A 20,052-nucleotide genomic window follows, 5' to 3' on the forward strand; every position below is an offset into this window, starting at 1 on the left:
ATGGATACAAGTCAATATTTAGAAATGTTTATTGAAGAGAGCAAAGAACATTTACAAGCTTGTAATGAACACTTATTAGAATTGGAAAAAAATCCAGAAGATATTGCCATTGTAAACGAAGTCTTTCGTTCAGCACATACGTTAAAAGGTATGTCTGCAACGATGGGATACGAAGATATTGCAAATTTAACTCATAAAATGGAAAACGTACTAGACGAAATAAGAAATAATCGTTTGCATGTAACAGCTGATTTACTAGATGTTGTATTTACAGCAGTTGACCAGCTAGAAGAAATGGTTTTAGATATTGCGGCAGGTGGCAACGGGAAATTAGACGTAGCTTCGACAGTACAAAAACTGCATGCAATCGAAACAGGAGAAGAAGCTCCAGTTGCAGCAACCACTGTTGAAGAAACAGTAACTGTAGATTCTTCTAACGTACAAAATTGGTTAAACTATGATGATTATGAATTAACGGTCATCCAACAATCGTTGGAGCAGGATTATCATACATATGAAATTTCCGTTAAATTACGAGAAGATTGTTTGTTAAAAGCAGCACGTGTTTATATGGTTTTTGAACTATTGGAGAAAATGGGAGATGTTATAAAGTCCTCACCGTCCGTTGAAAAGTTGGAAGAGGAAGATTTTGATGAAGTTTTCTATATTGCCTTAGTGACTAATGAACCAAAAGATGATGTACAAAAGAAATTAATGAAAGTTTCCGAAGTGACAGATGTAGTTGTCCAAGCTGTAACTTTAGAGCAACTAAAAACTCGCCAACAGGATGAATTAAGCAAAGTTGAGGAAGTAGAGCAAGTAGCTGTTCAAACTCCTGAGCTAACGAGCGAGACTACCGAATTGCAGCCAGAGAAAAAAGAAAAATCATCTACTGCAAAAGGAAATGCTCCAGCTAGTAGTAAAACAATACGGGTAAATATTGAACGTCTAGATGTTCTGATGAATTTATTTGAAGAGTTAGTGATTGATCGTGGTCGATTACAGTCCATTTCAGAGGATCTTCGAAACGCTGAATTAGATGAGACTGTTGAGCGGATGTCTAGAATCACAGGAGATTTACAAAATATTATTTTAAATATGCGTATGGTACCAGTGGAAACAGTATTTAACCGTTTCCCACGAATGGTAAGACAATTAGCGAGAGATTTAAATAAGAAGATTAACTTAGAAGTTATTGGAGCAGAAACAGAATTAGATCGAACAGTGATAGATGAAATTGGAGACCCACTTGTTCATCTTATTCGGAATTCGCTCGATCATGGTATTGAAAGCCCGGAAGTGAGAAAATCAAAAGGTAAGCCTGAAGAAGGTACAGTTGTTCTCCGAGCATACCATAGCGGAAATCATGTCTTTATTGAAATCGAGGATGATGGAGCAGGGATTAATCGGGAAAAAGTGCTGAAAAAAGCTATTTCTAGAGGTATTGTAAGCGAAGAAGTTGCTTTGACTTTAACAGATAAACAGGTTGCGGAGCTTATTTTGTCTTCTGGTTTTTCTACAGCTGATGTCATTTCAGACGTATCTGGACGAGGCGTTGGATTAGACGTAGTAAAAACAACGATTGAATCACTTGGTGGAACGATAGAGATTTCTTCAACAGAAGGAAAAGGATCCTTGTTTTCAATCCAATTACCATTAACATTGTCTATCATTTCTGTCATGTTAGTGGAACTTGGAGAAGAGATTTATGCAATTCCACTTTCTTCGATTATTGAAACAGCCATTATACGTTCATCTGATATTTTAAATGCACACAATCAAAAAGTAATAGATTTCCGAGGAAAAGTAGTGCCTTTAGTATTTTTAGAAGATGTGTTTGATGTACCAAGAGAAAGCACAAAAGAGGAATTCCATTCAGTTGTCCTAGTTCGAAAAGGGGACAAATTAGCTGGACTTGTTGTGGATTCGTTTATTGGACAGCAAGAAGTTGTCTTGAAATCGCTAGGAGCGTACTTAACGAGTGTTTTTGCTATTTCTGGAGCAACTATTTTAGGAAACGGTAAAGTGGCATTAATCGTAGATTGTAATGCATTGATTATATAAGAGTTTATCTTTCAGGAAGGATGCGAAACTATATGACAGAAGCTGTAGATGTTCAAAACTTAAAAGTAGTTGTTTTTCAATTGGCAGATAAGGAATATGTCATTCCGGTCACACATGTGCAAGGAATTGAAAAACTGACGCATATTACGAGAGTACCTAAAACACCCTCTTATGTAAAAGGGGTAATAAACTTAAGAGGGGTAGTTACACCAATTATAGATCTAAGAAATCGTCTTGGACTAGGAGAAAGTAACTTAAATGAAGCTTCTAGAATTATCATTATCACGTTAGAAGAGATGAACGTAGGTGTCATTGTAGATTCCGCAAATGATGTGTTAGACATTCCAACAGATTCAATAGAACCACAACCAGAAGTAGTTGGCGGATTCGAGGAAGATTATATAGCTGGTGTCGCTAAACTGGACAGTCGTTTGTTAATATTGCTGCATATGCATCTCGTACTAAATCCGATAAAGTCGGGTGTTTAATACATGTATAAAAAAAATATAACATCGATCCATTTAGATGTTTTAAAGGAAATAGGAAATATTGGCGCTGCCCATGCAGCGACCGCCCTATCGACATTATTAAATAAAAAAATAGAGATGACTGTTCCTAAGGTGGAAATGGTATCTTTTGACGATATGATGGATTTAGCGGGGGGCCCTGAAAATGTTGTCGCGGGTATTTATCTTCGCATTGACGGCGATGTAACGGGTAGTATGTTTTTTGTGTTACCAGTAGGGCAGGCTAATCACTTCATTCAATCGTTAGTGCAAGATAGTAGTGTGGATTTTCAAACCGGTGAAGTTTCTGAGCTAGGAGCATCAGCCATGCAAGAATTAGGTAATATTCTATCCGGATCCTATCTATCTGCACTATCTGATTTTACGAGTCTTCGAATTTATCCGTCCGTACCTGCTTTAAGTGTAGATATGGTAGGAGCTATTGTTAGTTTTGGATTAGTAGAAGTTTCTCATATTAGTGATTATGTTATTGTGATTGATACTGCGATTACTGAGGAAAATACACCGAATGGAGAAAGTGTGAAAGGACATTTCTTCTTGCTGCCTGACCCTGATTCATTTGAAGCTATTTTCACTGCTTTAGGAGTACAGTAATATGATTGGACAGGGTCAAGTAGTTAAAGTTGGAATTGCGGATATGAATACAGTGAAAGCTCCAGACACGATACGCACTTCTGGTCTCGGCTCCTGTGTAGGGGTCGTCTTGTATGACGAAAGGTCGCAAATAGCTGGATTAGTCCATGTAATGCTACCAGATTCTAGTTTAGGTAGAACTGCAACGATTAATATTGCCAAATTTGCGGATACTGGTATTCCTGCTATGATTGAGCAGCTTAAACTAGAAGGGGTACAACCTTTTAGATTACGCGCAAAAATAGCCGGTGGTGCGCAAATGTTCCAATTCACTTCTGGTAAAGACACCATGCGAATTGGTCCACGCAATGTGGAAGCGGTGAAGGAATATTTAAAAAAGTATTCTATACCAATTGTTGCGGAAGATACAGGTGGAAGTAGCGGGAGAACGATTGAATTTAATCCTATGACAAAACTATTAAATATTCGAACGGTAAACCAAGGTGTTAGAGATATTTAGATGAAGCAGAGCTTTCTCCTGAGGAATGCACGAAAAATGTCAAATCTATGTTAAACGAACAATGAAAGTAGGGGATGTCGATGTTTTCGACTCCCCTTTTTGTGCAGAAATTTGCTATAATATACATATTCATCAGATATATTGAAAAGGGGTGTAATAGTGGCAAAAGAAAATTCGACAGAGGAACAACTCCTTTGGAAAAAATGGATAGAATCTAAAGATTCAGAGGCCGGAGATTTACTTATACGCAAGTATACGCCCCTAGTTACCTATCATGTTCAGCGTATTGGTGCAAGCATCCCTAAAAATATATCAAGAGACGAACTGAAAAGCCTAGGTATGATGGGCTTATTTGATGCGCTTAATAAATTCGACTACTCAAGAGAGTTAAAATTTGATACGTATGCTTCTTTTCGGGTGCGCGGAGCGATTATCGACGGTCTAAGAAAAGAAGATTGGCTTCCAAGATCTTCTCGTGAAAAGGCGAAGAAGTTAGAATCAAAAATTGAAGAGCTCGAACAACGATTATTAAGGCATGCATCTGCAGAAGAGATAGCAGATTATGTTGAAATGCCGGTAGACGATGTTTATCAAACCGTTCAAGAACATTTTTTTTCTAACGTATTGTCTATTGATGAGCAATTACAAGATAATGAAGAAGCGGATTCAAAGTCTTTTGTGATTAGAGATGATGCCCAAAAAACACCGGAGCAACAGATGGTGAAAGAAGAATTACTTCGTGATCTAGCTGGACAAATTCAGCAATTAAACGAAAATGAGCAATTAGTGCTGAGCCTATTCTATACAGAAGAGTTAACTTTAACTGTGATTGGCGAAATGCTTGGACTATCGACATCCAGAATCTCTCAAATCCATTCAAAAGCCCTGTTTAAGTTAAGAAAGCTACTCGCAAACGAAATGACGAATGTATAAAAAAATGAAAAGATGATTGGTTATTTCTTAGGGAACGGCGAGGTAATGCGTTGAAGAAAGTGACCGCTTGGATTTAGCACGGCGGCGCTTCGCTTTCCGCGGGCGAGCGACTGCCGGGCTCGCGCCACCGCACTAAATCCCTCCAATTAAGTAGTTGCAGAATAAGTATCTCCAGAAAATGGATAAGGGCAACCAAATAGCAGTGAAAGCAACCTGTCCTAGTCTGAAAGCAACCAAACGACTGTTGAGAGCAACTAGAGGCAGTCTGAAAGCAACCAAATTACCCCTGAGAGCAACCAATTATTCATAAAACAAGTTTACTTGGAGTGAGACGCCGATAATAATAGCGCATTATTGGGGATTGCTTTACAAAAAGCATCGACTTTGTCGGCTTTGTCGCGTACAGAGGCTAGTTTATCGCAGTCACAGTGGATAGTGTCGCACTCCACCATTTATTGGATTTACCCAGTTGAGAAACTGTTTAATAGTTGGTTTTTAGCAAGCCGATACTAAATAAACAAGCAGTTATTATTGATTTTCACTGCAGCCGTCGACTCCTGTGGAGGCCAACAGGACGTTGGATTCAAAGGCGTTGCCACACGATGTGGCGCTCTTAGCCTTTGTTCCTTGGGCTAATGAGACATTCCAACGACGCCCTAAGCGGAGGGAATGGCTCATCGATCACCCGGCGGTAAGCGTACGACTGCAGTGAAAATCTAGCAGATAACTTCATCAACTACCTACTTCGCAGTTCGCTATACTTCGACGTAAAGGAGATTCAAGACAACGCTACTGATTATCTAGCAGTCTCTATGCACTATTTTTTAGAAAGCTACTAATTCATCAAATAAATACTTTATCTTAAGTCATCGAAGGAGGCAGTCCCTTGAGTTTAAAAGGTGTAGAGCTCCAAATTGCTATTCCGAAAACATTAGATGCTGGGAAAGTTGCTGAGCAAATGCAACAGCAAAGTGCAGTAAACCAGGCGAATGCCCAAGCTGCTTCTGAAAGACAACTTGAAAAAAACAGAGAAACTGTTTTAGAATCGAACAAGACAGCAGAAGCGGATTTAGAAAACAAAGAAAAAGAACAAGCAGAGCAAGAAAGAAAAAAACGAGAAAAAAGAGAACAAGAAATGAAAGAGGCAAAACATCCTTTTAAAGGAAATTTTGTGGATTTTAGTGGATAGGAGCAGGCAATGACGTCAATTATTCTAGTCATATTATTTTTACTTCAATTAATTAGCTTTTACTTCATTGCTTTATTAAATGCAAAACTAACTAAATTCAACAATATGGAGCAAAAGCAAGAGCAAATATTAGCCGAAATTGAAGACTCCTTCAGTGCATATATTGCCGAGATCAAAGACGAAAACGATCGTCTGTTACGAGAATTAAACCATACCGATCGCGTTGTAGCAGCGACGACGGAGCAGGTGGAGGAAAAAGAAGATACAATAGAAACAACTCCAGTTTTTGAGGTCCCAAAAGCATTTGTATCCAAACAACTTGCCGCAAATAGCTATTTAAAAACTGCATCGGTAATAGAAAAAAAGGAACCAGTTACGATAAAAGAAAAAGTCTTTTTTTATGCTGACGAGGGGAAAAGCGTCGATGAAATTGCCCAAAAGCTACAAATTGGCAAAACAGAAGTAGAGCTTTTCTTAAAGTTTAAGCATTAAAATAGTTGAAAGTATGAAATATGTATGGTATATTACAATACGGTATGAATACACACGCAGTTCGGATGGATTTAGCAGGTGCTCTTTTATAAAATAAAAGAGTAGCTAAAGAAAAATGATGACTGCGGAAGACTAAACCAAACCAGGAGGAATTATCATGTCAGTAATCTCAATGAAACAATTACTTGAGGCTGGTGTACACTTTGGACACCAAACTCGCCGTTGGAACCCAAAAATGAAAAAATACATTTTTGTTGAGCGTAACGGAATCTACATCATCGATCTTCAAAAAACGGTGAAAAAATTAGAAGAAGCTTACGATTTCATGCGTCAAGTAGGTCAAGACGGTGGAAAAGTTCTATTCGTTGGAACTAAAAAACAAGCGCAAGAAGCTATTAAAGAAGAAGCTGAACGTTCAGGTAACTACTACATCAACCAACGTTGGTTAGGTGGTACTTTAACAAACTTCGGTACTATTCAAAAACGTGTAGCTCGTCTAAAAGCGATTGAAAAAATGGAAGAAGACGGTACATTCGATGTACTTCCTAAAAAAGAAGTAGTTCAACTTAAAAAAGAACACGAACGTCTTGTTAAATTCTTAGGCGGTATCCGTGATATGAAAGCTATTCCAGATGTAATGTTCGTAGTTGACCCACGCAAAGAGCGTATTGCTGTTGCGGAAGCTCGTAAACTGAACATTCCATTAGTAGGAATCGTTGATACAAACTGTGATCCAGACGAAATCGACTATGTAATTCCTGCAAATGACGACGCAATTCGTGCGGTTAAATTATTAACAGCTAAAATGGCGGATGCATTACTTGAAGCAAGACAAGGTGAAGACGAAGAAGTAACTCCAGCTGAAGTTGCTGCTGAGTAAGACACATGTAGTTAACAGGTGATAAGCGGCCAAACCTCTTATCACCTTTTTTTGAGAAGATGAATTTATTCGTACTAGGAGGAATTTAAAATGGCAGTTACAGCACAAATGGTAAAAGAATTGCGTGAAAAAACTGGCGCAGGTATGATGGATTGTAAAAAAGCTTTAGTACAAACAGAAGGTAATTTAGAAGCAGCAATCGACTTTTTACGTGAAAAAGGTCTTTCTTCTGCAGCTAAAAAAGCTGACCGTATTGCAGCTGAAGGTACTACTTACATCCAAATTGATGGAAATAAAGCTGTACTTTTAGAAATGAATGCAGAAACAGATTTCGTTGCAAAAAACGAAGCTTTCCAACAATTAGTACAACAAGTTGCTACACATTTATTAGCAACTGAACCAGCTTCAGTAGAGGAAGCTTTAGCTTCTACACTTGAAGAAGGTGTAACAGTAGAAAACGCTATTTCTAACGCAGTTGCAAAAATCGGAGAGAAAATTACACTTCGCCGTTTTGTAGTTGAAACTAAAACAGATGCAGATGCATTCGGTCCTTACCTACACATGGGTGGACGCATTGGTGTTCTAACTGTTCTTGAAGGTTCAACTGACGAGCAAGCAGCTAAAGATGTTGCAATGCACATTGCAGCACTAAACCCTGCATACATCTCTCGTGACGAAGTATCTGCTGATGAAGTAGAGCGTGAGCGTAAAGTATTAACTGAACAAGCTTTAAATGAAGGTAAACCGGAAAATATCGTTGCGAAAATGGTAGAAGGTCGCCTTGGTAAATATTTCGAAGAAGTTTGTTTATTAGATCAATCTTTCGTTAAAAACCCTGATCAAAAAGTTGGCGTATTCGTTGAATCAACTGGTGGTAAACTAGTTTCATTCACTCGCTATGCTGTTGGTGAAGGAATCGAAAAACGTGAAGATAACTTCGCGGAAGAAGTAATGAACCAAGTAAAAGGTAACTAATAAGAAAAGCGGAAATACGATAAGTATTTTCACTAAATAGACAATACTTTTAGGGAACACGCAATTAGTGTTCCCTATTTTTCAAGAAAAGAGATGGAGGATACCTATGAGCACACCACAATACAAAAGAATCGTTTTAAAATTGAGTGGCGAAGCATTAGCTGGAGAGCAAGGTTTCGGACTATCACCTGAAATTATCAAGTCTGTAGCAGAGCAAGTAAAAGAAGTAGTAGAATTAGGCGTCGAAGTTGCTGTTGTAGTAGGTGGAGGCAACATTTGGCGTGGAAAAGTAGGAAGCGAAATGGGCATGGATCGTGCAACTGCAGATTATATGGGTATGCTTGCTACGGTTATGAATTCACTTGCACTACAAGATTCACTTGAAAAATGCGGGATTGAGACTCGTGTTCAAACTTCCATCGAAATGCGTCAAGTTGCAGAGCCGTACATACGACGACGAGCAATTCGTCATTTAGAAAAAAAGCGTGTAGTTATATTCGCAGCTGGAACAGGAAATCCATACTTCTCTACTGATACAACTGCTGCTTTACGTGCAGCAGAAATAGAAGCGGATGTTATCCTGATGGCTAAAAATAATGTGGACGGTGTATATTCTGCAGATCCAAAGACCGATACTACAGCTATTAAATACGATGAGTTATCCTTTATCGAAGTAATTCAACAAGGTTTACAAGTGATGGATTCTACTGCATCTACATTATGTATGGACAATGATATCGCACTTATTGTATTCTCAGTTATGGAAAATGGAAATATTAAAAGGGCTGTACTTGGGGAAACGATTGGTACAGTCGTTAGGAGGAATTCATAATGCCGAAACAAGTAATTGAGCAAACAAAAGATAAAATGGCAAAAACGATTCAAGTATACACGAGAGAACTTGCTTCTATCCGAGCTGGTCGTGCAAATGCATCTTTGCTTGACAAAATTTCAATTGATTATTATGGTGCGCCAACACCTATTAATCAAATGGCAGGTATTTCGACTCCAGAGGCTCGATTAATCACGATTCAGCCTTATGATAAGTCAATTCTTGGAGAGATTGAAAAGGCAATTTTAAAGTCGGATATAGGTATTACACCTACGAATGACGGTTCCATAATTCGTCTTGCGATTCCTGCTCTTACAGAAGAACGCCGTAAAGAATTAGTAAAACAAGTGAAAAAAGAAGCAGAAGAAGCAAAAGTGAATATTCGTAATGTTCGCCGTGATGGAAACGATGATCTTAAAAAACTCGAAAAATCTGGGGACATTACAGAAGACGACTTAAGAAACTACACTGAAGAAATCCAAAAACTTACGGATTCAAATATTGATAAAATCGATGCAATTACGAAAGATAAAGAAAAAGAAATTCTAGAAGTATAAGCTAATTTAGTAGTGCATCCAAATAATTGTTTGAACTTTTTGTTTGGAAAAGGCGTCCTTTAGAGTAGGGACGCCTTTTTATATTGCGATATATTTGATATGATAGGTCATATATGTTCCTAGTTAGTAAGGTGGGGGTTTTTTGAATGTTAAATAAACTTATCCGTAAAAATGAAAAATCGATAAGTATTCCGTTAGAGAAACGAAAAGAAAATGCCCAACAAGAACAATTGCCAGGCCATATTGCGATTATTATGGACGGAAATGGTAGATGGGCTAAAAAGCGAGCGCTACCCCGCATAGCTGGTCATCACGAGGGCATGAAGACTGTAAAGAAAATAACTAGGTTTGCGAATGAAGTTGGTATAAAAGAGTTAACTTTATACGCTTTTTCTACAGAAAATTGGAAAAGGCCTAAAATGGAAGTAGAGTTTTTAATGCGCCTGCCAGAGGAATTTTTAGGCACGTATTTACCGGAGTTAATTGAGCAAAATGTACAAGTACAAATGATGGGAAATATGGAATCATTGCCTGAGCATACGAAAAGAGCTGTACAAAAAGCAATCGATCAAACTGCGGCAAATGATGGGTTAATATTAAACTTTGCTTTAAATTATGGAAGCAGAGATGAAATTGTTCAAGCAGTCAGTAAAATTGCTCGTGATGTACAAGAAGGTAATGTGGCGCTAGATGAGATTTCTGAGGAATTATTAAGCAATCACTTAATGACAAAGAATTTAAGTGATCCAGATTTGCTTATTCGTACGAGCGGAGAAGTACGTCTAAGTAATTTTATGCTCTGGCAGCTTGCTTACACGGAATTTTGGTTTACAGACACTTTATGGCCGGATTTTGATGAATCGTGTTTAATGGATGCGATTGAAAATTATCAAAAACGAAATAGGAGATATGGTGGATTGAAGGAGGGAGAAGGGAATTGAAGGTACGTATAATTACGGGTGTTATTGCAGCAGCACTTTTTCTTCCTATTGTTTGGTTAGGTGGATCTATTTTTACTGCACTTATATATATTTTGGCTGCAATAGGCGTGTATGAGTTGTTACGAATGAAAGAGTTACCAATATTTTCATTTGCGGGGGCTATTTCTTTGCTCCTTTTATTTGTGCTTTTATTGCCATCGTCTATTGCGGATGATGTGTTTGCTATGACGGGGCACTCAAAAATTGAATGGGTTTTTGTCGTTGTTTTTCTGCTCCTAATCTATACAGTACTCGTGAAAAATCGATTTACGTTCGATGATGCGGCATTTATGTTATTAGGAACTTTATACGTAGGAATTGGATTTTACTATTTTATAGAGACAAGAGATGCTGGATTAGCTTATTTAATATTTGCGCTTATTGTAGTTTGGGCAACAGATTCTGGTGCCTATTTTACAGGTAGAAAACTTGGAAAGCGTAAATTATGGCCAGAGATCTCACCAAATAAAACGATAGAAGGGTTTATTGGCGGTATTATATGGGCCATAATAGCAGCATTTATCATGCACTTTATAAGCCCGCTTACGAATTCTTATCTTATATTAATTGGAATTACGATTGCTGCATCTATTTTTGGGCAGCTAGGTGATTTAGTAGAGTCAGCGATCAAAAGGCATTATAATGTAAAAGATTCTGGTAAGATTTTACCTGGCCATGGCGGTATTTTAGACCGTTTTGATAGTCTATTATTCGTCTTACCATTACTACACTTTTTACATTTCATCTAAGGAGACATAATTTCATGCGAAAAAGAATAAGTTTATTAGGAGCTACCGGTTCAATAGGTATTCAAACATTAGATATTATAAGAGAGCATTCGGAGCAGTTTCAGCTGGTTGCATTTTCAGTCGGAAAAAATATAGAAGAGACAAGAAAAATCTTGAGTGAATTTCCTGTGCAATTAGTATCTGTTATAAGTGAAGAAGATGCGCGTCAATTACAAAGTGAATTTTCTCACGTCGAATTCGTATACGGAGACGCTGGGTTAGTACAAGTTGCTGCTCATACAAATGCCGATGTGTTAGTGAATGCTGTCCTTGGAAGTGTTGGGTTGAATCCGACACTGGAAGCTATCAAAAAAGGAATAACGATTGCAATTGCGAACAAAGAAACACTAGTGACAGCTGGACATCTCGTGATGCAAGCTGCAAAAGAATATAATGTACCTATCTTACCTGTAGATAGTGAACATTCTGCTCTTTTTCAAGCGATGAACGGAGAAAAAAGATCAGAGATTGCCAAGTTAATCATTACGGCCTCTGGGGGTAGCTTTAGAGATCGGACAAGAGAAGAGCTGCAACATGTGACGGTAAAAGATGCTTTAAATCATCCAAACTGGTCAATGGGCTCTAAAATTACGATAGACTCAGCCACGATGATGAATAAAGGGTTAGAAGTCATCGAAGCGCGTGTTCTATTTAATATTTCTTATGATGATATAGAAGTATTGTTACATAGAGAAAGTATTATCCATTCCATGGTTGAATTTGAAGATACGAGTGTAATCGCTCAACTAGGAACTCCTGATATGAGAGTTCCAATTCAATATGCCTTGTCTTACCCGGATAGATTGCCACGTCCAAATGCAAAGCGATTGAATTTAGCTGAAATAGGCAAACTGCATTTTGAAGAAATGGATTATAATCGTTATTATGCATTAAAGCTTGCGATTGAAGCGGGACGAGCAGGTGGAACGATGACAACAGTTTTAAATGCGGCAAATGAAGCAGCGGTAGCTTTATTTTTGCAGGAGAAAATTAGCTTTTTAACGATTGATGAGCTAATCGAGCGAGCAATGGATGCACATGTGAACATTTCAAGTCCAGATTTAGAAACTATCTTACATGTAGACGCCCAAACAAGAAAAAACGTACGAAACATGTTAAAATAATGCATGAAATGCTGGAACACAATGAAGGTGGGATATAATGGAGACAGCCATTGCGTTTATAATAATTTTTGGTAGTATTGTATTTTTTCATGAGCTAGGGCATTTTATTTTTGCCAAAAAAGCAGGAATAATGGTGCGTGAGTTTGCGATTGGAATGGGTCCGAAGATTTTTGCTATGACAAAAGGTGAAACACTTTATACGATTCGTCTATTACCTATAGGCGGGTATGTTCGGATGGCAGGAGAAGATTTGGACTCTGTCGAACTTCAACCCGGGTATAGATTAGGGATTCGAGTAAATGATGACAATGAAATCGATCAAATCGTTCTCAATCAAAATAAACAGTTTCCGGACATGCTTTTTTTAGAAGTAGAGAATTCGGATTTGATGAAGGAAATGTTCATCGAAGGGTATGATGAAGAGGAACGATTAGTTAGATATAAAGTAGCTAGAAATGCTGTGATCAATGAGAATGGGAAAGAAACATTCATTGCTCCATATGATCGACAATTTGGATCCAAAACAGTAGGACAAAGATCAATGGCTATTTTTGCTGGTCCACTCTTTAACTTTATATTGGCGTTTTTCATATTTTTATTGCTTGGTTTATTTCAAGGGGTACCGACATATGAACCTGTTATAACTACAGTAGTAGCAGATAGCCCAGCAGCACAGGCAGGGATGAAAGACGGGGATTTAGTAACAGCGATTAATGGTACACCTATTAGCACATGGGATGAGTTCTCAGAAGAAGTAAAGGTTAGTCCAAATGAGAAGATGAACTTTACGATTGATCGAAATGGCGAAACATTAGAGTTGTCTATGACTCCAAATGAAGTGGTGGTGGGCAAAGAAAAAGTTGGACAAATTGGCGTTCAATACGTTAGCCCACTTGAAAAAAATCCATTGAAAGCTATACCATATGGTGCGGGGCAAACATATGAAACGACCAAACGAATATTTATTTTATTAGGTACATTAATTTCTGGTAACTTCTCCATCGATGATTTATCAGGTCCAGTTGGTATATATAAAGCAACAGAGGAAGTTGCGCAATATGGCGTGTATAATTTAATGTATTGGGCAGCGTTACTAAGTATTAACTTAGGGATCATGAACTTATTGCCACTCCCAGCATTAGATGGTGGACGATTATTATTTTTCCTATTTGAAGCAATTCGAGGAAAACCAGTCGATAAACAAAAAGAAGGAATGGTTCACTTTGTGGGAATTATGCTTCTAATGGTATTAATGGTAGTCGTCACGTGGAATGATATACAAAGGTTTTTCTTCTAAAGAAGAACTGGAAGAAGGGAAAGTTCGCACCAATGAACTTTCCTTTCTTTTTCTGTTATAGGTTAGTGAAGGAGGGAATCACTATGCAAGATGGTAAGATGAGAATGCACTTATTGCTGCAACAACTCGAGTTAACAGAGGATTCTTTCGTCAAATATTTTGAACATGCATCGATCAATAGATTTACAGTGCATAAAAAAATAAGAAAGTGGCAATTCCAAATTCAATTACCAACTATTTTGCCAATTAATATATACACTATTTTACAAACTCGCTTACAAGAAAAGTTTGCGGGCATAGCGAATGTTATTTTAACGATTTCGAGTGATCATACAGACGTGACCGATGAGTTAGTAAAACAATATTGGTCAAGCGTACTAAAAGAATTAAGTGACATGTCACCGCCACTAAAAGATTGTCTAGAAAAGCAAGAGCCAGTGTGGAATGGCCAAATGATTCAACTAACATGTGGGAATGATTTAGAGTTACGTACATTCAAAAAGAAATATATAGAGATGATCAGTTCTATTTACGAGAGTTTTGGATTTCCGAAAGTAGCGATTGATTTTCGAGTAGTAGAAAACACAGAAGCGGTAGCTGAAGCACAGATGGCATTTTTGGAGCAGCGGCGATTAGAAGAAGAAGCACTCGGGAAAAAAGCGTTGTTAGACTTGCAAAACCGAGAACAAAATCGTCAAGAGGCTGGAGACGATGTTGCAGATGGACCTTTCCAGCTAGGTATTCCGCTGAAGAAGGAAGAACCAATTTTAGAAATAAGAACAATTCAAGACGAAGAGAGAAGAGTAACGATCGAAGGATTTGTATTTGACGTGGAAGTAAAAGAGCTGCGTAGTGGGCGCTCGCTTCTGACGGCAAAAGTAACGGACTATACAGATTCGATTCTTGTGAAGATGTTCTCTCGTGATAAAGAAGATGCACAAATGATGTCTCGCCTTCAAAAAGGAATGTGGATTAAAGTAAGAGGATCCGTTCAAAACGACACATTCGTACGAGATCTAATCATTATGGCTCAAGATATGTCAGAGATAAATGCTGTAGTGCGACATGATACAGCAGCTGAAAAACGAGTAGAATTACATATGCACTCTCCAATGAGTGCGATGGATGCAGTGTCCTCTGTTTCTTCTATCGTATCTCAAGCAGCAAAATGGGGACATAAGGCGATTGCTATTACGGACCATGCAAATGTTCAATCGTTTCCGGAAGCATATGCAGCTGGTAAAAAGAATGGCATCAAAATTTTATATGGACTTGAAGCCAATCTAGTGCATGACGGTGTTCCGATTGCTTATGACGAACAACATACTAGACTTGAAGATGCCACTTATATTGTTTTTGACGTGGAGACGACCGGTTTATCGGCAACATACGATAAAATAATCGAGCTAGCTGCAGTCAAAATGAAAAACGGTAATATCATTGATAAATTTGAACGCTTTGCCAATCCACATCACGCCCTTTCCGCTACAACTATTGAGTTAACCGGAATAACGGATGAGATGGTTCAAAATGCACCGGAGATTGAAGAAGTTATTAAAGACTTTTATGAATTCATTGGAGACGGAATTATTGTTGCCCATAATGCATCCTTCGATATGGGATTCTTATATGAGGGCTATCGCCGTTGCGGCATTGATCATTTCACACATCCAGTTATTGATACGCTGGAACTGGCAAGATTTTTGCATCCGGAGCTGAAAACCCATCGACTTGGTTCTCTCGCGAAGAAGTTTAACATTGAGTTAACACAAGCCCACCGAGCTATATTCGACTGTGAAGCAACGGGTTATTTACTCCTTCATTTATTGAAGGAAGCAGAAGAAAAAGATATTGAATACCATGATGATTTCAATAAACATATTGGACAAGGGGATTCCTATAAAAGAGCAAGACCGTCTCACTGTACGATTTTAGCGGTGAATGACGAAGGGCTTAAAAACTTATTTAAATTAGTTTCTCTTTCACATACAACGACATTTTATCGTGTACCAAGAATTAAACGATCCGTATTACAAAAGCATCGAGCAGGATTAATCATTGGCTCGGGCTGTGATAAAGGAGAAGTTTTTGAAGGGCTTATGCAAAAACCGCTAGAGCAAGTCGAGGAAATTGCGAAGTTCTATGACTATTTAGAAATTCATCCAAAAGAAGTATATAGTCACTTATTAGAACTTGAGCTCGTGCGAGATGAATGGAATTTGGAAGATATTATCCGCAAGATGATCAAACTAGGGAAAAAACTAAACCTTCCAGTAGTAGCGACGGGTAATGTCCATTACTTGCATGAAAACGATGCGATTTTCAGAAAGATATTAATAAACTCCCAGGGCGGGGCGAATCCACTGAATCGTCATGGGTTGCCTAAAGTGCATTTCCGTACGACAAATGAAATGTTAGATGCATTTTCATTTCTTGGGGAAGAATTGGCGAAAGAAATTGTCATTACAAACCCAAATAAAATTGCAGATTCGATAGAAGAGATTAAACCGATTAAAGACGATTTATATACTCCAAAAATTGAAGGAGCAGACGACGAAGTTAGGTCTTTAACTTATTCGAAAGCAAAAGAAATATACGGAGAAGAACTCCCTGAGATAGTGGAGGCTCGAATAGAAAAAGAGTTAACCTCTATTATTGGGCATGGATTTGCGGTTATTTATTTAATTTCACATAAACTGGTGAAAAAATCGCTTGATGATGGATACCTGGTTGGTTCTCGTGGATCGGTCGGATCTTCATTGGTTGCTACATTGACTGAAATTACGGAAGTAAATCCGTTGCCACCGCATTATGTTTGTCCGAAATGTCAGCATTCGGAGTTTTTCCAAGATGGTTCCGTCGGTTCTGGGTTTGACTTGCCGAATAAGTCTTGTGAAAAATGTGATACACCGTATGTGAAAGATGGACAGGATATTCCGTTCGAAACATTCCTTGGATTTAAAGGAGATAAAGTTCCAGATATCGATTTGAACTTCAGCGGTGAGTATCAACCAGTAGCTCATAACTACACGAAAGAGCTTTTCGGAGAAGATTATGTATTCCGGGCAGGTACAATCGGAACAGTTGCTGAAAAAACGGCTTACGGATATGTTCGAGGGTATATGAATGACAATAATTTAACGATGCGAGGAGCAGAAATCGATCGGTTGGTGCAAGGCTGTACTGGAGTGAAACGGACGACTGGTCAGCATCCAGGGGGAATTATAGTAGTTCCCGATTATATGGATATTTTTGATTTCTCACCAATTCAATTCCCAGCAGATGCGCAAGATTCTGAATGGAAAACAACCCATTTCGACTTCCATTCGATTCATGATAATTTGTTGAAACTCGATATTCTGGGGCACGATGATCCAACGGTTATTCGGATGCTTCAAGATTTATCTGGAATTGATCCGAAAACAATTCCTACGGATGATCCGGAAGTGATGAAAATATTTAGTGGAACCGAATCGTTAGGTGTTACTGAAGAGCAAATAGATTGTAAAACGGGAACACTGGGTATTCCGGAATTTGGTACGCGATTTGTTCGTCAAATGTTAGAAGAGACGAAACCATCGACATTCTCAGAACTTGTCCAAATATCAGGGCTTTCTCATGGTACCGATGTATGGCTTGGAAATGCACAGGAGCTTATCCAAGATGGAACATGTCAATTATCCGATGTAATTGGTTGTCGGGATGACATTATGGTTTATTTGATCTATCAAGGTCTGGAACCTTCGTTAGCATTTAAAATAATGGAATCGGTTCGAAAAGGGAAAGGGTTAACACCAGAGTTCGAATCGGAAATGAAAGCAAAAGGTGTAGCTAACTGGTATATTGAATCCTGTAAAAAGATCAAGTATATGTTCCCTAAAGCCCATGCCGCTGCTTATGTATTAATGGCAGTACGTATCGCATATTTTAAAGTACATTTTCCGATACTATATTATGCAGCGTACTTTACGGTTCGAGCTTCTGATTTCGACTTAATCTCCATGGTGAATGGATCGCAAACAATGCGGGCAAAATTAGATGAAATCAACGCTAAGGGACTCGATGCCGCTCCAAAAGAAAAAAGTTTACTTACTGTTCTTGAAATTGCACTGGAAATGTCCGAGCGTGGAATTAAAATGCAAAAAGTAGATTTGTACAAATCTAAAGCAGCAGAGTTTACAATTGAAGGTAATACGCTTATTCCGCCTTTTAATGCGATTCCTGGTCTTGGAACAAACGTTGCGATACAAATCACCAAAGCAAGACTAGATGGTGAGTTTTTATCGAAAGAGGACTTGCAGCAAAGAGGACGAGTTTCGAAAACGATTATTGAATATATGGATTCAATGGGCTGTTTAGAAGGCCTTCCAGAAGCCAATCAGTTATCGTTGTTTTGAGTTAATAGCATAAGCTTATCTATACGGTTATTGTCTAGCTTCCGCGCCTTGCTCGGGCCGGCACGATGCGGGTCACTTTGCAGACCTACCACATCTCCATTTGCCCGTCGGAGCAGATATAGGCGCTTGCGCATTTCTTCACAATTTGCATGAAAGCAGGATGTATGGTAATATAAAACTACCAATGTTTCATAGTTCTGTGACGAAAGAGTGGGATTTCCCGCTCTTTTCTGTTGTTATATAGAAAATCATTGTGGTGTAGGAGGCTTATATGAGTAATATTACCAGTGAAATTGAGAACCTTGTAACGCCTATTTTACAAGAGTTAAACTTAGAGCTTATTGACATTGAATATGTAAAAGAAGGTCGCGATTGGTTTTTACGAATCTATATAGATACACCGGCTGGTGGTATAGATATTGAACAATGTGCTCAAGTTAGTGAAAAACTAAGCGAAAAATTAGATGTTGTCGACCCGATTAAGGAAAACTATTTCTTAGAAGTTTCTTCACCAGGAGCAGAGAGACCTCTTAAAAAAGACGCTGATTTTATCGCAGCAGTCGGAAAATATGTTTTCATTAAAACGTATGAACCTATAAACGGCGCTAAGGAATTTGAAGGGACATTACTTTCCTTTTCCGTAGAAGAAGGCGCATTAATAGAAGTTCGTGTGAAAACTAGAAGAGTAAAAATTCAAATTGATAAAGAGAAAATTGCGCTTGCTCGTTTAGCAATCGATTTCTCTGCATAATGTATATTGAGGAGTGATAGCTATGAGTAGTGATCTATTAGATGCGTTAACAGCGCTCGAAAAACAAAAAGGAATTGCAAGAGATGTGCTGATTGAGGCAATCGAAGCAGCATTAGTAACTGCATATAAACGAAACTTTAACCAAGCGCAAAATGTGCGGGTAGATATTAATTTGGCAGTGGGAACGATGCTTGTTTATTCTCGTAAAGATGTAGTGGAAGAAGTAACAGATGATCGCTTACAAATTTCACTAGAAGACGCAAGAGCGATTAATCCACATTATGCTATTGGGGATGTCGTGGAAGAAGAAGTGACTCCACGTAATTTCGGTCGTATTGCTGCACAAACTGCGAAACAAGTTGTAACACAACGCGTACGTGAAGCAGAACGAGGACTTATTTACGAAGAATATGTAGATCGTGAAGACGATATTGTAAATGGTATCGTTGAACGTTTAGATGCACGTAATATTTATGTTGGCTTAGGTAAAGTAGAAGCAGTGCTTCCTGCGAATGAACAAATTCAAACGGAAACGTATCGTCCACATGATCGTATTAAAGTGTATATCACGAAAGTGGAACGAACTTCTAGAGGACCTCAAGTGTTTGTTTCAAGAACACATCCAGGCTTCCTTCGCCGTTTGTTTGAAATGGAAGTTCCAGAAATCTTTGAAGGTATCGTTGAGATCAAATCGATTGCTCGTGAAGCAGGAGATCGCTCTAAAATATCCGTTTATGCGCATAACGAAGAAATTGATCCAGTAGGTTCTTGTGTTGGTGCAAAAGGTGCTCGCGTACAAACGATTGTAAATGAGTTAAGTGGAGAAAAAATCGACATTGTAGAATGGTCAGAAGATCCAGTAGTTTTCGTTGCAAATGCACTTAGTCCTTCTAAAGTATTGGATGTACAAGTGAACGAAGAAGAGAAATCTACTACAGTCGTTGTTCCAGATTACCAACTTTCTCTTGCAATTGGAAAAAGAGGCCAAAATGCTAGACTTGCAGCAAAATTAACAGGCTGGAAAATTGATATTAAAAGCGAAACAGATGCAAGAGAATTAGGGATTTATCCGAATGAAAACTCTCCTGAAGTTACTTTAGAAAGCTTCGATGATGAGATGGATGATTTCGATTTTTATAAAGACGAAGAGTAAGAATATGCAAGGATGGTGAG

18 protein-coding genes are annotated in these 20,052 nt (G+C 38.3%); all 18 read left to right on the forward strand.

All coding sequences use genetic code 11. From position 1 onward, the window contains the following. The 18 genes from ACIP9W_RS09130 to nusA all read left to right on the forward strand — a co-directional run bounded on the left by ACIP9W_RS09130 (position 1) and on the right by nusA (position 20,032). Positions 1 to 2,064 (forward strand): chemotaxis protein CheW, encoded by a 2,064-nt coding sequence (locus tag ACIP9W_RS09130; RefSeq protein ID WP_400788382.1) that lies wholly within the window; start codon positions 1 to 3, stop codon positions 2,062 to 2,064. 32 nt (positions 2,065 to 2,096) lie between these two features. Further along, positions 2,097 to 2,552: a chemotaxis protein CheW gene (locus ACIP9W_RS09135; RefSeq protein WP_400788384.1), complete on the forward strand. Its 456-nt coding sequence runs from the start codon at positions 2,097 to 2,099 to the stop codon at positions 2,550 to 2,552. A 3-nt stretch (positions 2,553 to 2,555) separates the two neighbouring features. Then, a complete protein-coding gene (locus ACIP9W_RS09140) occupies positions 2,556 to 3,185 on the forward strand; it encodes a chemotaxis protein CheC (RefSeq protein WP_400788386.1) in 630 nt (209 codons plus the stop codon). Position 3,186: 1 nt separating this feature from the next. Continuing rightward, a complete protein-coding gene (locus ACIP9W_RS09145; protein WP_400788388.1) occupies positions 3,187 to 3,684 on the forward strand; it encodes a chemotaxis protein CheD in 498 nt (165 codons plus the stop codon). 159 nt (positions 3,685 to 3,843) lie between these two features. After that, positions 3,844 to 4,617, forward strand: coding sequence for a FliA/WhiG family RNA polymerase sigma factor (locus ACIP9W_RS09150; RefSeq protein ID WP_400788391.1), 774 nt, complete (start codon positions 3,844 to 3,846; stop codon positions 4,615 to 4,617). 886 nt (positions 4,618 to 5,503) lie between these two features. After that, positions 5,504 to 5,806: an RNA polymerase subunit sigma gene (locus tag ACIP9W_RS09155; RefSeq protein WP_400788394.1), complete on the forward strand. Its 303-nt coding sequence runs from the start codon at positions 5,504 to 5,506 to the stop codon at positions 5,804 to 5,806. A gap of 9 nt (positions 5,807 to 5,815) precedes the next feature. Continuing rightward, positions 5,816 to 6,298, forward strand: a complete 483-nt coding sequence (locus ACIP9W_RS09160; protein WP_400788396.1) for a DUF6115 domain-containing protein — start codon at positions 5,816 to 5,818, stop codon at positions 6,296 to 6,298. A 157-nt stretch (positions 6,299 to 6,455) separates the two neighbouring features. Beyond that, positions 6,456 to 7,178, forward strand: coding sequence for a 30S ribosomal protein S2 (gene rpsB / locus ACIP9W_RS09165; protein ID WP_093263113.1), 723 nt, complete (start codon positions 6,456 to 6,458; stop codon positions 7,176 to 7,178). A gap of 90 nt (positions 7,179 to 7,268) precedes the next feature. Further along, complete coding sequence (gene tsf / locus ACIP9W_RS09170) at positions 7,269 to 8,153, forward strand: translation elongation factor Ts (RefSeq protein ID WP_282245347.1); 885 nt, start codon at positions 7,269 to 7,271, stop codon at positions 8,151 to 8,153. Between the two features lie 106 nt (positions 8,154 to 8,259). Further along, a complete protein-coding gene (gene pyrH / locus ACIP9W_RS09175) occupies positions 8,260 to 8,985 on the forward strand; it encodes a UMP kinase (RefSeq protein WP_282245345.1) in 726 nt (241 codons plus the stop codon). Further along, positions 8,985 to 9,542 (forward strand): ribosome recycling factor, encoded by a 558-nt coding sequence (frr, locus tag ACIP9W_RS09180; RefSeq protein ID WP_142537788.1) that lies wholly within the window; start codon positions 8,985 to 8,987, stop codon positions 9,540 to 9,542. The genes pyrH and frr overlap by 1 nt, the downstream gene beginning before the upstream one ends. 146 nt (positions 9,543 to 9,688) lie before the next feature. Continuing rightward, positions 9,689 to 10,483: an undecaprenyl pyrophosphate synthase gene (locus ACIP9W_RS09185; protein ID WP_400788400.1), complete on the forward strand. Its 795-nt coding sequence runs from the start codon at positions 9,689 to 9,691 to the stop codon at positions 10,481 to 10,483. Further along, the gene (locus ACIP9W_RS09190) at positions 10,480 to 11,271 is read left to right on the forward strand and encodes a phosphatidate cytidylyltransferase (protein WP_282245342.1); all 792 of its coding nucleotides are present in this window, start codon (positions 10,480 to 10,482) and stop codon (positions 11,269 to 11,271) included. The genes ACIP9W_RS09185 and ACIP9W_RS09190 overlap by 4 nt, the downstream gene beginning before the upstream one ends. 14 nt (positions 11,272 to 11,285) lie before the next feature. Beyond that, complete coding sequence (gene dxr / locus ACIP9W_RS09195; protein WP_400788402.1) at positions 11,286 to 12,434, forward strand: 1-deoxy-D-xylulose-5-phosphate reductoisomerase; 1,149 nt, start codon at positions 11,286 to 11,288, stop codon at positions 12,432 to 12,434. Between the two features lie 37 nt (positions 12,435 to 12,471). Then, positions 12,472 to 13,731, forward strand: coding sequence for an RIP metalloprotease RseP (gene rseP, locus ACIP9W_RS09200; protein ID WP_400788404.1), 1,260 nt, complete (start codon positions 12,472 to 12,474; stop codon positions 13,729 to 13,731). 83 nt (positions 13,732 to 13,814) lie between these two features. Continuing rightward, positions 13,815 to 18,128: a PolC-type DNA polymerase III gene (locus ACIP9W_RS09205; RefSeq protein ID WP_400788406.1), complete on the forward strand. Its 4,314-nt coding sequence runs from the start codon at positions 13,815 to 13,817 to the stop codon at positions 18,126 to 18,128. 271 nt (positions 18,129 to 18,399) lie between these two features. After that, complete coding sequence (rimP, locus tag ACIP9W_RS09210; RefSeq protein ID WP_282245334.1) at positions 18,400 to 18,879, forward strand: ribosome maturation factor RimP; 480 nt, start codon at positions 18,400 to 18,402, stop codon at positions 18,877 to 18,879. A gap of 22 nt (positions 18,880 to 18,901) precedes the next feature. Continuing rightward, positions 18,902 to 20,032, forward strand: coding sequence for a transcription termination factor NusA (gene nusA / locus ACIP9W_RS09215; RefSeq protein WP_400788408.1), 1,131 nt, complete (start codon positions 18,902 to 18,904; stop codon positions 20,030 to 20,032). Positions 20,033 to 20,052 lie beyond the last annotated feature (20 nt).

The sequence above is a fragment of the Psychrobacillus sp. NPDC093180 genome, assembly GCF_044754065.1.
In the GTDB taxonomy this organism is placed as follows: Bacteria; Bacillota; Bacilli; order Bacillales_A; family Planococcaceae; genus Psychrobacillus.